The following is a 13,650-nucleotide window of genomic DNA, read 5'->3' as shown; positions in this document are numbered from 1 at the left end:
CCCGATGGGTTTCAACCTTTCCGCCTGGGCGCTGCGCAATCGCCAGATCGTGCTGTTCCTGATGATCCTGCTGGCAGCGATCGGGGTAATGTCCTACACCAAGCTCGGGCAGAGCGAGGATCCGCCGTTCACCTTCAAGGCCATGGTCATCCGCACCCTGTGGCCGGGCGCGACCGCCGAGGAGGTCTCGCGCCAGGTCACGGAGCGCATTGAAAAGAAGCTGATGGAAACCGGCGAGTACGAAAAGATCGTCTCGTTTTCCCGCCCGGGCGAGTCCCAGGTCACCTTCATGGCCCGCGATTCGCTGCACTCCAAGGACATCCCCGAGCTCTGGTACCAGATCCGCAAGAAAGTCGCGGACATCCGCCATACGTTGCCGCCGGAGATCCAGGGGCCGTTCTTCAATGATGAATTCGGCACCACCTTCGGCAACATCTACGCCCTGACCGGTTCCGGTTTCGACTATGCCGTGCTCAAGGATTACGCCGACCGTATCCAGATTCAGCTGCAGCGTGTCAAGGACGTGGGCAAGGTCGAGCTGATCGGCCTGCAGGACGAAAAAATCTGGATCGAGCTGTCCAACGTCAAGCTGGCCACCCTGGGCGTGCCGCTTGCGGCGGTGCAGCAGGCGTTGCGCGAACAGAATGCGGTCAGCACCGCGGGCTTCTTCGAGACCTCCAGCGAACGCTTGCAACTGCGCGTCAGCGGGCGCTTCGACAGCGTCGAGCAGATCCGCCAGTTCCCCATTCGCGTCGGTGACCGCACCTTCCGCATCGGCGATGTCGCCGAGGTGCAACGCGGCTTCAATGACCCACCCGCGCCCCGCATGCGCTTCATGGGCGAGGACGCCATCGGTTTGGCGGTTTCGATGAAGGACGGTGGCGACATCCTGGTGCTGGGCAAGGCCCTTGAAGGCGAATTTGCCCGCCTGGCCCAGGGCCTGCCTGCGGGCATGGAGCTGCGCAAGGTTTCCGACCAGCCGGCGGCGGTGAAGGCGGGTGTTGGTGAGTTCGTCCAGGTGCTGGTCGAGGCCCTGGCCATCGTCCTGCTGGTGAGCTTCTTCTCCCTGGGCCTGCGCACCGGCCTGGTGGTCGCCCTGGCGATTCCGCTGGTGTTGGCGATGACCTTCGCCAGCATGCATTACTTCGGCATCGGCCTGCACAAGATCTCGCTGGGCGCGCTGGTGCTGGCGCTGGGCTTGCTGGTGGATGACGCGATCATCGCGGTGGAAATGATGGCGATCAAGATGGAGCAGGGGTACGACCGGCTCAAGGCGGCCAGCTACGCCTGGTCGAGCACGGCGTTCCCGATGCTGACCGGCACCCTGATCACCGCGGCGGGCTTCCTGCCGATCGCCACGGCGGCTTCGAGCACCGGCGAATACACCCGGTCGATCTTCCAGGTGGTGACCATCGCCTTGCTGACATCATGGGTGGCGGCGGTGGTCTTCGTACCGTATCTGGGCGAGCGCCTGCTGCCCGACCTGGCCAAGCTGCACGCGGCGCGCCACGGCAGCGACGGGCATGCGCCGGACCCTTATGCCACACCGTTCTACCAGCGTGTGCGGCGGATGGTGGAGTGGTGCGTGCGGCGACGCAAGACGGTGATCCTGCTGACCATCGCGGCCTTCGTCGGCAGCATCCTGCTGTTCCGCTTCGTGCCCCAGCAGTTCTTCCCGGCTTCCGGGCGTCCGGAGCTGATGGTCGATCTGAAGCTGGCCGAGGGCGCCTCGCTCAACAACACCGCCGAACGCGTCAAGCAACTGGAAGCGCTGCTCAAGCAACAGGACGGCATCGATAACTACGTCGCCTATGTCGGTACCGGCTCGCCACGCTTCTATTTGCCCCTGGACCAGCAACTGCCGGCGGCGAGCTTCGCCCAGTTCGTGGTGCTGGCCAAGTCGCTGGAAGATCGTGAGCGCCTGCGCAGTTGGCTGATCACCACGTTGGACGAGCAGTTCCCCGACTTGCGCTCGCGGGTAACGCGTCTGGAGAATGGCCCGCCCGTGGGTTACCCGGTGCAGTTCCGCGTGACCGGCGAGCATATCGAGAAGGTCCGGGCATTGGCCCGTGAAGTGGCGGCCAAGGTGCGCGAGAACCCTCACGTGGTCAACGTGCACCTGGATTGGGAGGAGCCGAGCAAGGCGGTCTACCTGGACATCGACCAGGACCGCGCCCGCGCCCTGGGCGTGAGTACCGCGCAGTTGTCGAGTTTCCTGCAGAGCTCGCTGACCGGCAGCAACGTCAGCCAGTACCGCGAGGACAACGAACTGATCGAGATCCTGTTGCGTGGCACTCCGGAGGAGCGTCGCGAGCTGGGCAACCTGGGAAGCCTGGCGCTGCCCACCGACAATGGCCAGAGCGTGGCGTTGTCGCAGGTGGCCACCCTGGAATACGGTTTCGAGGAAGGCATCATCTGGCACCGCAATCGCCTGCCGACGGTCACCGTGCGTGCCGACATCTACGACAAGGAGCAGCCGGCCACGTTGGTCAAGCAGATCCTGCCAACCTTGCAGCAGGTGAAGGACGAGCTGCCTGACGGTTACCTGCTGGAAGTGGGCGGTACCGTGGAAGACTCCGAACGCGGCCAGCGTTCGGTGAATGCCGGCATGCCGCTGTTCATCGTGGTGGTGCTGAGCCTGCTGATGATCCAGCTGCGCAGCTTCTCGCGGATGTTCATGGTGTTCCTCACCGCGCCCCTGGGCTTGATCGGTGTGACCCTGTTCCTGCTGGTGTTCCGGCAACCGTTCGGTTTCGTCGCCATGCTCGGCACCATCGCCCTGGCGGGGATGATCATGCGCAACTCGGTGATCCTGGTGGACCAGATCGAACAGGACATCGCGGCGGGGCTGGACCGCTGGCAGGCGATCATCGAGGCCACGGTGCGGCGTTTCCGCCCCATCGTGCTGACCGCGCTGGCGGCGGTATTGGCGATGATTCCGCTCTCGCGCAGCGTGTTCTACGGGCCGATGGCGGTGGCGATCATGGGTGGGTTGATCGTGGCCACGGTGCTGACGCTGCTGTTCCTGCCGGCGTTGTATGCGGCGTGGTTCAGGGTGAAGAAGGGGTGAAGATCGGTTCGCCGGCAAGCCGGCTCCTACAGGCGCGGCGTTGATTTTGTAGGAGCGGCTTTAGCCGCGATCACCGGCGTAGCCGGTGCCAGGCACCGCGTCGCTTGATTCGCGGCTAAAGCCGCTCCTACAGGTATTGCGTGGCGCCAACCGGTGGGCGCGTCGAGGCTCAGAGCGCGCCGAACACTTTCTTGGCCAGGCTGGTCGCCGCCTGGGCCGGGTTCTGCCGAATGCTTTCTTCCTGCTTGGCGATCATCTCGAACAGCCCATCCAGGGCTTTCTCGGTCACGTAGTTCTCGATGTTGGCGTCATCCTTGATCAGCCCCAGGCCCTTGGCCTGCCCGGCAAAGCTGTTGTACTGCTGGGCCAGGCCGACCTTGTCGGTGGCCTGCTTGACGATCGGCAGGAACTTGGCACGGATCTGTTCGCGGCTGCTCTTGTTCAAGTACTGGGTGGCCGAGTCCTGACCGCCGCTGAGGATGCCCTTGGCATCGGTCACGGTCATCTTCTTCACCGCGTCTACCAGGATTGCCTGGGCCTGCGGCACGGCGGCTTCGGCGGCCTTGTTCATGCTGGTTTCCAGGGCCTCGACCTGGTCACCCTTGCCGAACATCTTCATGGCTTTGGCGGCTTTGCCGAGGTTGCCCGGCAGCTCGATGCGCACGTCGGGGTTGTTGCTGAAACCGCCTGGTGAACTCAACTGCTTGACGGCGATCTGCGCGCCTTGGGTGAGCGCGTCCTTCAGGCCGCCGGAGGCATCGCTCTGGGACAGGTCGCCGAGCGACAAGGCCAGGGCGCTGGCCGACAGCAGCAGGCCGGCGCACAGGGTGGTGAAGCGCAGGGAGGTGCGAATCATGAGTTTTTCCTTGTAGACAGAATGGAACGGGTTCAGCGGACCGGGTCGACCTTGATGCGAACAGGTTGCGGGTCGCTGCCATCAAGCAGCACGCCGTGGTGTTCGGTGTTGATAAATAGCAGCTTGCCGTCCAGCTCGATGCGCGCGCTGAGCGCGTAGCGATGGCCAGGTTTGACCTGGGCGGGGTCGTATTTCAGGTGGAAGGGCAGCGGCACGTTGCCTTTGACCGGGCCGGCCTGACGGGCCAGGGTCACTGCCGGGGCGTCCATCAGCGATACATCCTGGAGGGCGACGCTCAACGTGGCGGCCGGTGGCAGGGCAATGCGCTGCAGGTAGAAGACTTCGCCGTCCAGGCTGGCCTGGTTGGACGGGGCATGGTTGGAGCAGGCTGCGAGCAGGGATGCGCAACACAGCAGGACGAGCTTTTTCATGGAATCTCCAAAGTCCTTGGGCCGGCTTGTGGCCAACCCGGGGACTTTAGCGGAAATTCATCGCCTGGGGCGATCTTGCCGTGAAGCGATCAGAACCTGGCGTTGCGCAGCTCGACCTGCATGCCGGCTTCCAATGTTTCGAGATCGATGTTACGCAGGTTGCGGCCGGCAACGAAGTTGCCCGAGGGGGCCTGCAGCATGAAGCTCAGGTCGTGTCTGACGCCATCGTTCTCCAGCACCTGCTGGTCGTAGTACAGCGAGAACGGGGCATTGAGGTCACGCATCTGGTAGACATTCTCGGAGATCTGGTTGAAGACCTTCTGCCCGTCATCGTTCAGACGTACTTCATACAAATCGGTGAACAGTTGATGACCGGACAAATCCTCGATGTTCGCGGCCAGCACACTGCCAGTGATCTGCTTGAAGTCGGGGGCCGCCATTCGCTGGCCGCCAGGTTCCGAGCCCGCGAAGGTGATGTTCTGTTCGACGCGAGTGGCGGCGTGATCGAGAGCCAGCGGGAGTGTGACGCGTGCCTTTTCGGAGCCTTCCCCCCAGCCTGCGATCAGAATCGCTTCAAGTTCCAACGCCTCACCGGCCTCGAAAGTGTGCTTATCGAGGTGCAACTGATAGGGAATCGGGGCGCCGCTGTACTGCTGGACACAGGATGCCAGCCATTCGGAGCGGGGAATGATGCCGGGGTGAGTCACCGCCACAAGCACGCGAACCGGCGCTGCGTCGAATTCGGGAATGTCGACGAGATCGATCGAACCATGCAATTCGATGATGTTTTCATTTGGCATGTAATGTTCCTGTTTCAAGCACGGTAGGTGGGTAACACCGGTAGCTGGTGTCGGATGCCATTGTGGGAAACAGGTGGGGTAACGATCAGAGGGAAGTAGTTTCTGCTGGATAGACAGATTGAGGAGGCGCTCCTTGTGGAGCGCTCCTACAAACGGCGTATCCAAAGTGTCAGGTTTCGGGGTTTTCCTGCGGCTCATCCCGGTGCAGCGCCACCTGGCGGATGGACAGGCGCAACTCCGCCGACAACACCCGCTTGGCCACGCCCTCGGCCAGCTCGGCAAGTTTGTCGTGGTAGCCGAGCTTGCCATCGCCATCGGGCTGCAGCACACCCTCGCGCACCAGGGTCTGGATGAAGTGGCGGAACAGGGTCTTGTCGAAGAACTCCGGCGCATTCAGGCCATGCAGGATCGACAGGCGCTGGGCCATCATCACGCACAGCTCCTCCAGTTCTTCGGCGCTCAGCGTGTGCTGGCCGCTGTTGAGCAGCAGCGAGGTGGCCATGTAGAAGCGTTGCAGGGTCTGGGTGATGGTGCGGGCCAGCAGGGTCAGCAGGACGAACTGCCGCGAGCTGGGGGCCGGACGCATGTAGATGTCGTTCTCCTGGCGCAGCAGACCCTGGCTGACCAGCGCCGCCAGCCACTGGTCGATCACCTCGTCCAGCTGTTCGGGCGTCCAGCGCAGGAACAGTTCGGCCTGCAGGTAGGGGTACAGCGCCCGCACATACTGGCCCAGCAGGTCGCGGCTCATGCGCGAGCTGCTGAGGAAGAAGCTCGCCAGCAGCCCTGGCAGGGCGAAGATGTGCAGGACGTTGTTGCGGTAGTAAGTCATCAGCACCGCGTTGGCTTCGTCCAGGTAGAGGATGCGCCCCATTGCGTCCTTTTGCTCGGCCAGCAGGTCCATGCCCAGTACATGCTTGATCAGGGCCTGGCCATCACCTTCGGGCAGTGTGGTGTGCGGCGAGTAGGGCACTTGGCGCAGCAAGGCCAGGTACAGGTCGAGCACTCGGGTCAAGGCGCGCTCATCCAGGGCCAGGCGGCTGGTCGACAGCAAGGCCAGGGCCACCAGGTTGACCGGGTTGATCGCCGCCGCTTCGTTCAGGTGCCGGGCGACGGTCTCACCAAGACGCGTGGTGGTCTCGTTGAGCCACGTCGGTCGGAACTGCGGGCCGAGTTCCTGCTCGCGCCAGCCCGGTTGCTGCTCGTCGAGGAAGCCCGCCAGACGGATTGGTTCACCGAAGTTGACATAGACCTGGCCAAAGCGCTGCTTGAGTGCGCCAATCACCTTGAAGATGTCGAAGATCGACTCTTTCTTCTTGCTTGCTCCGCGTAGTTCACCCAGGTAGGTACGGCCTTCTAGCACTCGCTCATAGCCGATGTACACCGGGACGAAAACGATCGGTGTGCGCGAGGAGCGAAGGAAGCTGCGCAGGGTGATCGCCAGCATGCCGGTGCGGGGCTGCAGCATGCGCCCGGTGCGCGAGCGCCCCCCTTCGACGAAGTACTCCACCGGGAAGCCCTTGGTGAACAGGGTGTGCAGGTACTCGTTGAACACTGCCGTGTACAGTGGGTTGCCCTTGAAGGTGCGACGCATGAAGAATGCGCCGCCCCGGCGCAGCAGGCCACCGATCACCGGCATGTTGAGGTTGATGCCGGCGGCGATGTGCGGTGGTGTCAGGCCGTTGCGGAACAGCAGGTAGGACAACAGCAGGTAGTCGATGTGGCTGCGGTGGCAGGGCACATAGATGACTTCGTGGCCTGGAGCGATGCCCTGCACCTGCTCGATATGGTTGACTTTGACGCCGTCGTAGATCTTGTTCCAGAACCAGCTGAGTACCACTTCGAGGAAGCGGATCGCTGTGTAGGTGTAATCCGAGGCGATTTCGTTGCCGTAGTGCAGCGCCTTGGCTTCGGCCTTGGCGTAGGGGATCTTCTCGCGTTCAGCTTCGTCGCTGATGGCCTGGCGCACCAGCGGGTCGTGCACCAGCCCCTTGACCAGGTTGCGTCGGTGCGAGATGTCCGGGCCAATCACCGCGGTCTTGAGGTTGCGGAAATGCACGCGCATCACCCGCTGGGCCATGCGCACGGTGCGTTCATGGCCCTTGTTGTGGTCGACCAGCTCGCGCAGATGAATGGGGGCGGAGAACTGCACGCGGGTCTTGCGCCCCAGGATCAGCACGCTCAGCAGGCGGCGCAGGCGCCCGGTGACCGCCCAGCTGTCGGCGAACAGCAGTTTCCAGGGGCTCGACTCGCTGGCCGGGGTCTGGCCCCAGAACACGCTGACCGGGATGATCTGCGTATCTTCCTCGGCGTGCTGGCTGATGGCCGCGACCAGGCGTTCGAGGGTGGGTGGGGCGCCGCGTTTGTCCTGGCGGCCCAGCCAGTCGGGGTCGGGGGTCAGGTAAAAGAACCCGGCGGGCTCCTGCAGCGGGCCGACGGCCACCGGCAGTACCGGACGCGGCAGCCCCGCCTTGGTGCACTCGTGGTCCACAACGGCCAGGTCGGTCAGCGACGGTGAGGACAGGGCATAGAATACCGGGCGGCTGCGGTCGAGCTTGAGCGTCAGCGAGGACTGGTTGATGGTTTCGGAGCGCACCCACAGGTAGAGAACGCGACGCAGGGCGCCGAAGATGAGGCGGCGCAGGGGGGAACGGGTCATGGGGGTGGGCCCTGGGTGAGAGTTTCGGTGTTTTCCAGGCCGATAGTCTGCCGTATCTGCGTAAGTTCAGCAAAAATCGGCAAAAATCAGTGCCGTCATGATTTTTTTTTGTTCCGTGTCATATACTCGGCCTGCTGCTTGCAGGATATTCGGGCAAGCTGCGAAGGCCCTGGGTGCTGACCCCAGGCCGGCAAGGCGATCTTCAAAATAAAAAACCGGAGTAGTTCAGATGTCGTCTCGTGAGACTGGGAATGTGAAGTGGTTCAACGATGCCAAGGGTTATGGCTTCATTCAGCGCGAAGGTGGCGCGGACGTGTTCGTCCACTATCGGGCTATCCGTGGTGAGGGGCATCGCACCCTGGTCGAGGGACAGCAGGTTGAATACGCCCTGGTGCAAGGCCAGAAAGGCCTGCAGGCCGAGGACGTCGTCGGTCTCTGACCGCTGTCTCAAGCGGTAAGCTTCAAGCTGCAAGCTGTCCGTGGAGCTTGCAGCCTGATGCAATCGAGCTTGAACTTCAGCTCGTACGCCAGGTGATTTCCTGTTCACCGTCGGCGCTGATGCGGATCCAGCGGTCAGCATCTTCTTCCCCATCTTCCTCTGCCCAGCTACCGGGCGCGCAACGGACTTCAACGTTCAGTGCGGCATAGGCCGCGCGGGCGCAGGCGATGTCATCGGCCCATGGGGTCTGGTCGCTTTCCAGGTACAGGCTGTTCCATTTCCCCACAGCTTTCGGTAACCAGGTGACCGGGATGTTACCGGCCGTGCACTTGAAGGTCTGGCCTTTTTGCTTCCACTCGCTGCAGGGGCCCAGGGCTTGGGTCAGCCAGTCGGCGATCTGCTTGTGATCGACGTCGGCGTCCTTGAGGTAGATCTCGATATCGGGTTGGCGCATCTGGGGGCTCCGGTGTGCTCAGTCTTGGCGCACGAAATAGTCATAACGCATGGAAACGGTGACCTCGAACGGCTCGGGCTGGTCGATCACCCGGGCGCGTTTCTCGGCGCTGGCGCGCCAGCCGTGCGGGGTCATGGCCAGCAGGTCGGCGCGGGCCTTGGCTTCTACCAGGCTCAAGCGGAATTCGAGAATTTCGCTGTGGGCGTGGACCATGCCGTCGGGGATCAATGCCAGGTGCTTGTCGTCAGCGTAAGGGCGCACTTCATCGTAGAGCACTTCACGCAGTTCCATCAGGTGGCCGCTGGTCGGTCCGACCCGCATCAGGCCGCCACCGGGGGCGAGCAGCCGCTTGGCTTCCTGCCAGTCCAGCGGGCTGAACACGCTGGCGATGAAGCCACAGCTGGCGTCGCTCATTGGCACGCGGGCCATGCTGGCGACCATCCAGGTCACCTGCGGGGCGCGGCGGCAGGCACGCTTGACTGCCTCGCGGGAGATATCCAGGGCATAGCCGTCGGCAGCCGGCAACGCTTGGGCGATCTGCGCGGTGTAGTAGCCTTCGCCGCAGCCGATGTCCAGCCAGGCCTGCGGGGCACGTTCGGCGGCCAGCTCGGCGAGGCGACGGGCGACGGGCGCATAGTGGCCGGCGTCGAGGAAGTCGCGACGGGCTTCGACCATGGCCTGGTTGTCGCCCGGGTCGCGGCTGTTCTTGTGCTGCACCGGCAGCAGGTTCAGGTAACCCTGGCGGGCGCGGTCGAAACGGTGACCCGCCGGGCAGGCCACACCGTTGTCGAGCCGCGCCAGGGACGCCTGGCAGAGAGGGCAGGCAAGCATCAGGCGAGCAACCGCACCAGGGTCTGGTAGTAGATCTCGGTCAGCAGGTCGAGGTCGCTGGCCAGGATGCGTTCGTCCACTTGGTGGATGGTGGCGTTGACCGGACCGAGCTCGACCACTTGTGTGCCCATGGTGGCAATGAAGCGGCCATCGGAGGTGCCACCGCTGGTCGAGGGCTGGGTCTCGCGGCCGGTGACCGCCTTGATGCTCGACGACACGGCATCCAGCAGCTCGCCCGGTTCGGTGAGGAACGGCAGGCCGGACAGCGCCCAGTCGATCGACCACTCCAGCTGGTGCTTGTCGAGGATCGCCGCGACCCGTTCTTGCAGGCCTTCGACGGTCGACTCGGTGGAGAAACGGAAGTTGAACAGCGCCGTCAGATCGCCCGGCACCACGTTGGTGGCGCCGGTGCCGGAGTTGAGGTTGGAGATCTGGAAGCTGGTTGGCGGGAAGAACGCGTTGCCTTCGTCCCAGTGCTCGGCGGCAAGTTCCGCCAGGGCCGGAGCGGCCAGGTGGATCGGGTTACGTGCCAGGTGCGGGTAGGCCACGTGGCCCTGCTTGCCGCGTACGGTCAGCTTGGCGCCGAGCGAGCCGCGACGGCCGTTCTTGACCACGTCACCCAGCAGTGTGGTGCTGGAGGGTTCGCCGACGATGCACCAGTCCAGGCGCTCGTTGCGCGCCTTGAGCAGCTCGACCACGGCCTTGGTGCCATGGTGCGCCGGGCCTTCCTCGTCGCTGGTGATGAGGAAGGCGACCTTGCCGCGATGGTTGGGGTAGTCCTGCACGAAGCGCTCGCTGGCCACCACCATCGAAGCCAGGCTGCCCTTCATGTCGGCGGCGCCACGGCCGCAGAGCATGCCGTCGGCATCGATCAGCGCTTCGAACGGTTCATGCTGCCATTGCTGTACCGGGCCGGTCGGTACCACGTCGGTGTGGCCGGCGAAGCACAGCACCGGGCCGTCCTGGGTGCCATGGGTGGCCCAGAAGTTGTCGACATCCTCGAAACGCATGGGTTCGAGCTGGAAGCCGACGGCGCCCAGGCGGTTCATCATCTGGGTCTGGCAGTCGGCGTCGACCGGGGTGACCGAGGGGCGGCGGATCAGGTCGCAGGCCAGTTGCAGGGTAGGCGAGAGCTCGGCTGGGGCCGTCATTGCAGGACTCCGGGGCAAGGCGGGGAATACAGAGGGGCGTTATCTTATATCAAACCGATAAGCCAATGGGGCCGCTGTGCGGCCCTTTCGCGACACAAGGCCGCTCCCACAGGCGTCGCACAGGTCTTCTGGGCTGCGGTGATCCTGTGGGAGCGGCCTTGTGTCGCGAAAGGGCGCACCGCGCCCCCGGCGATCTCAAGCCTGCTGCGGTTCGGCAGCCTTTTCCGCAGGCTTTGGCAACGACGACAACAACGCCATCACCAACGCCGCCAGGTACGGCAACGACTGCACCAGCAGCATCGCCACCCAGAAGCGCATGTCCGAGCTCGGCAGCCCCTGCACCAGGTAGATCCCCAGCGCCGAGCCCCACAGCATCAACATGATGAACAGCTCTTCGCGGGCCTCGGAGATCGCCACCAGCACACCATGACTGTCGGCATTCTTCGGTGTGCGGAAGAACGGCATGCTGCTGGTGAAGAACCCATACAGCACCGCCTTGGCGATGGTGTGCGACAGCGCCAGCCCCGCCAGCGCCGCGGCGAAGGCGTCTTTCAGGTCCACCCCCACCGCGCGGCGGTAGAGGAACAGGATCTTGCCGACCTTGAAGAAGAACAGCGCCAGCGGCGGGATGGCGAACATCATCAGCGGCGGGTCGACCCGGTGCGGGACGATGATCATCGCCGCCGACCACAGCAGCGCGCCGACGGTGAAGAAGATGTTCATGCCATCGGCGATCCACGGCAGCCAACCGGCCAGGAAGTGATAGCGCTGGCCGCGGGTCAGCTCGCTGCCCTTGCCGCGCAGCAGGGCGCCGGCGTGGTGCTTGATGATCTGGATGGCGCCGTAGGCCCAGCGGAAGCGCTGCTTCTTGAAGTCGATGAAGGTGTCGGGCATCAGGCCCTTGCCGTAGCTGTTGTGGGCATAGGCGGCCGACAGGCCTTTCTCGAACACCCGCAGGCCCAGCTCGGCGTCCTCGCAGATGCACCATTCGGCCCAACCCAGTTCTTCGAGCACGGTGCGCCGGGTCATGGTCATGGTGCCGTGTTGGATGATCGCGTCACGGTCGTTGCGGGTGACCATGCCGATATGGAAGAAGCCTTTGTACTCGCTGTAGCACAGCTTCTTGAAGGCGCTTTCGTGCTGGTCGCGGTAATCCTGCGGCGATTGCACCACGGCGATCTTCGGGTCGGCGAAATGCGGCACCATGTGCTTGAGCCAGTTGCGATCGACGCAGTAGTCCGAGTCGATTACCGCGATCACCTCGGCATCTTTCGCGGTGTGCGGGATCAGGTAGTTCAGCGCGCCGCCCTTGAAGCCGGCCAGGGGCGCGACGTGGAAGAACTTGAAGCGCTCACCGAGCTTCTCGCAGTGAGCCTTGAGTGGCTCCCACACGGCCGGGTCCTTGGTGTTGTTGTCGATCACCAGTACTTCGTAGTCCGGGTAATCCAGGGCCGCGAGGGCGTCGAGGGTCTGTTTCACCATCTCCGGCGGTTCGTTGTAGCACGGCACGTGCACAGATACCTTCGGGCGATAGGCGCTGTCATCCTGCACCGGCAGGAACTCCCTGCGCCGCTTGTGCGTCCACACCGCCTCGGCCAGCTCATGGGCCTCGGTCAGCAACACGATGAACACGCCGAGGGCGCCCAGTGCCAGCAACACCCCGACCGTCAGGCTGAACCAGGTGCTGTACTGCTGGCTGTAGTCGTAGCCGATCCACACCAGCACCGAACCACAGAGGAAGGTGATGAAGGTCAGGAACGTGCGCCCGCGCTGTCGCAAGGCCGAGCCATCGATCAGCAGCACCGTCAGGGCAATCATCGCCAGCACCACCGAGACCACGGCCAGGGCCCGCCACTGCGGGATCGCCACGATCGGGCCCTCGAAGTTGAATTTCTGCTGGCGCGCGGCGTTGAACACGCCCCAGTAGGCGCCCACCGAGCCTTCGTCGCTGGCTTTCCAGGGCTGGTCGTAGGCTTCGATGACGAAATAGTTGTAGCCCCGGCGGTTCAGGGTGTTGACCAGTGTCCGCAAGTAGATGGCCTGATCGGCCTGGGTGGCGTCGGCACCGCCGCGCATGCGGCCATTGCTGGGCCAGCCGACCTCGGACAACAGCAGCGGCTTGCGCGGGAACTGCTTGCGCAGCTCGCGGGCGCGGTCGAGAACGAACTGCACCGAATCCTTCATGGGCATGAACTCCCAGTACGGCAGGATGTGCGCGGCGATCAGGTCGACGTGCTTGGCCAGTTCCGGGTGTTCTTTCCAGATGTGCCACTGTTCACTGGTGGTCACGGGCACCTTGACCGCGGCGCGAACCCTGTCCAGATAGCCGATCATCTGTTCAGCGGTGACCTCTTTGCGGAACAGCGCCTCGTTACCCACCACTACTCGCACGACGCTGCGAGAGGTATTGGCCAGGCCGACAGCCTTCTCGATCTCGCGCTCGTTGCGCTCCAGGTCGTCGCTGATCCAGATCCCCAGGGTGACGCGCAGGCCAAGCTCCTCGGCCAGGCGCGGGACTTCGGCCTGGGTCCCTTCGACGGTATAGATACGGATGTTGTCGGTCAGCTTGTTCAACTGCTCGAGGTCCTGGCGTATCTCATCCTCGCTGGGGTATTGGCCTTTCTGCGGGCTCTGTCCCAAGCGGAACGGCGAGTAGGAGAAGCCGGAGATCTGTTCCGGCCAAGCCGGGGCGGACACCGGGCGGTTGATGAGCGCCCAGAACCCGGTGAACAGCGCGGCGATGGCCAGGACCACCACCAGGTTGAGACCGAATTTGCGTGATGACATAGGTGTTAGAGGTTCCGAAGAGTGGAGCGGGGCAGGATGACCAGGGTGCCAGTCCTACACTGCCGTAAGGGGCAATCCGTTGGATTTTCGGATCAGGATGAAGTTCTGGGCCCGCTCGGTTGTCGTCCATATCTTTTTCATTGATTGAACATTAAAGCAGGCTTGGTCGGCCGCT

At 63.7% G+C, this 13,650-nt stretch carries 10 protein-coding genes; 2 read left to right on the top strand and 8 right to left on the bottom strand.

Going from position 1 to position 13,650, the window contains the following annotated elements; translation table 11 throughout:
• The first annotated feature begins 4 nt into the window (after positions 1-4).
• On the top strand, positions 5-3,070 hold the full coding sequence (locus tag PSEEN_RS19605; RefSeq protein ID WP_011535300.1) for an efflux RND transporter permease subunit: 3,066 nt from the start codon (positions 5-7) through the stop codon (positions 3,068-3,070).
• A gap of 169 nt (positions 3,071-3,239) precedes the next feature.
• Here PSEEN_RS19605 and PSEEN_RS19600 read toward each other — a convergent pair whose 3' ends face one another.
• From PSEEN_RS19600 to plsB, 4 genes are all read right to left on the bottom strand, one after another.
• Positions 3,240-3,926, bottom strand: coding sequence for a DUF4197 domain-containing protein (locus PSEEN_RS19600; protein ID WP_011535299.1), 687 nt, complete (start codon positions 3,924-3,926; stop codon positions 3,240-3,242).
• 32 nt (positions 3,927-3,958) lie between these two features.
• The gene (locus PSEEN_RS19595) at positions 3,959-4,357 is read right to left on the bottom strand and encodes a YbaY family lipoprotein (protein ID WP_011535298.1); all 399 of its coding nucleotides are present in this window, start codon (positions 4,355-4,357) and stop codon (positions 3,959-3,961) included.
• Between the two features lie 89 nt (positions 4,358-4,446).
• Positions 4,447-5,157 carry a hypothetical protein gene (locus PSEEN_RS19590; protein WP_011535297.1) on the bottom strand — a complete coding sequence of 237 codons (711 nt, stop codon included), beginning with the start codon at positions 5,155-5,157 and terminating at the stop codon, positions 4,447-4,449.
• A gap of 169 nt (positions 5,158-5,326) precedes the next feature.
• Complete coding sequence (plsB, locus tag PSEEN_RS19585) at positions 5,327-7,813, bottom strand: glycerol-3-phosphate 1-O-acyltransferase PlsB (protein ID WP_011535296.1); 2,487 nt, start codon at positions 7,811-7,813, stop codon at positions 5,327-5,329.
• 229 nt (positions 7,814-8,042) lie between these two features.
• Between plsB and PSEEN_RS19580 the strand changes: the two genes are divergently transcribed.
• Positions 8,043-8,252, top strand: coding sequence for a cold-shock protein (locus PSEEN_RS19580; RefSeq protein WP_011535295.1), 210 nt, complete (start codon positions 8,043-8,045; stop codon positions 8,250-8,252).
• A 76-nt stretch (positions 8,253-8,328) separates the two neighbouring features.
• Here the strand turns inward: PSEEN_RS19580 and PSEEN_RS19575 are convergent, their stop codons facing one another.
• The 4 genes from PSEEN_RS19575 to PSEEN_RS19560 all read right to left on the bottom strand — a co-directional run bounded on the left by PSEEN_RS19575 (position 8,329) and on the right by PSEEN_RS19560 (position 13,475).
• A complete protein-coding gene (locus tag PSEEN_RS19575; protein ID WP_011535294.1) occupies positions 8,329-8,706 on the bottom strand; it encodes a hypothetical protein in 378 nt (125 codons plus the stop codon).
• 18 nt (positions 8,707-8,724) lie between these two features.
• Positions 8,725-9,537, bottom strand: coding sequence for a putative RNA methyltransferase (locus PSEEN_RS19570; protein WP_011535293.1), 813 nt, complete (start codon positions 9,535-9,537; stop codon positions 8,725-8,727).
• Positions 9,537-10,688 carry a succinyl-diaminopimelate desuccinylase gene (dapE, locus tag PSEEN_RS19565; protein ID WP_011535292.1) on the bottom strand — a complete coding sequence of 384 codons (1,152 nt, stop codon included), beginning with the start codon at positions 10,686-10,688 and terminating at the stop codon, positions 9,537-9,539. Before dapE ends, PSEEN_RS19570 begins: the two co-directional genes overlap by 1 nt.
• A 195-nt stretch (positions 10,689-10,883) precedes the next feature.
• Positions 10,884-13,475 (bottom strand): glycosyltransferase, encoded by a 2,592-nt coding sequence (locus tag PSEEN_RS19560; protein WP_011535291.1) that lies wholly within the window; start codon positions 13,473-13,475, stop codon positions 10,884-10,886.
• Positions 13,476-13,650: the final 175 nt, after the last annotated feature.

This window comes from Pseudomonas entomophila L48 (genome assembly GCF_000026105.1).
Classification (GTDB): domain Bacteria; phylum Pseudomonadota; class Gammaproteobacteria; order Pseudomonadales; family Pseudomonadaceae; genus Aquipseudomonas; species Aquipseudomonas entomophila.
This window is presented reverse-complemented; position numbering and strand designations above follow the sequence as displayed.

What these genes read in the sequence shown, in the direction of transcription:
- PSEEN_RS19605 (WP_011535300.1), top strand. Translation starts at nt 5, where the DNA reads ATGGGTTTCAACCTTTCCGCCTGGGCGCTGCGCAATCGCCAGATCGTG.
- PSEEN_RS19600 (WP_011535299.1), bottom strand. Translation starts at nt 3,926, where the DNA reads ATGATTCGCACCTCCCTGCGCTTCACCACCCTGTGCGCCGGCCTGCTG.
- PSEEN_RS19595 (WP_011535298.1), bottom strand. Translation starts at nt 4,357, where the DNA reads ATGAAAAAGCTCGTCCTGCTGTGTTGCGCATCCCTGCTCGCAGCCTGC.
- PSEEN_RS19590 (WP_011535297.1), bottom strand. Translation starts at nt 5,157, where the DNA reads ATGCCAAATGAAAACATCATCGAATTGCATGGTTCGATCGATCTCGTC.
- plsB (WP_011535296.1), bottom strand. Translation starts at nt 7,813, where the DNA reads ATGACCCGTTCCCCCCTGCGCCGCCTCATCTTCGGCGCCCTGCGTCGC.
- PSEEN_RS19580 (WP_011535295.1), top strand. Translation starts at nt 8,043, where the DNA reads ATGTCGTCTCGTGAGACTGGGAATGTGAAGTGGTTCAACGATGCCAAG.
- PSEEN_RS19575 (WP_011535294.1), bottom strand. Translation starts at nt 8,706, where the DNA reads ATGCGCCAACCCGATATCGAGATCTACCTCAAGGACGCCGACGTCGAT.
- PSEEN_RS19570 (WP_011535293.1), bottom strand. Translation starts at nt 9,537, where the DNA reads ATGCTTGCCTGCCCTCTCTGCCAGGCGTCCCTGGCGCGGCTCGACAAC.
- dapE (WP_011535292.1), bottom strand. Translation starts at nt 10,688, where the DNA reads ATGACGGCCCCAGCCGAGCTCTCGCCTACCCTGCAACTGGCCTGCGAC.
- PSEEN_RS19560 (WP_011535291.1), bottom strand. Translation starts at nt 13,475, where the DNA reads ATGTCATCACGCAAATTCGGTCTCAACCTGGTGGTGGTCCTGGCCATC.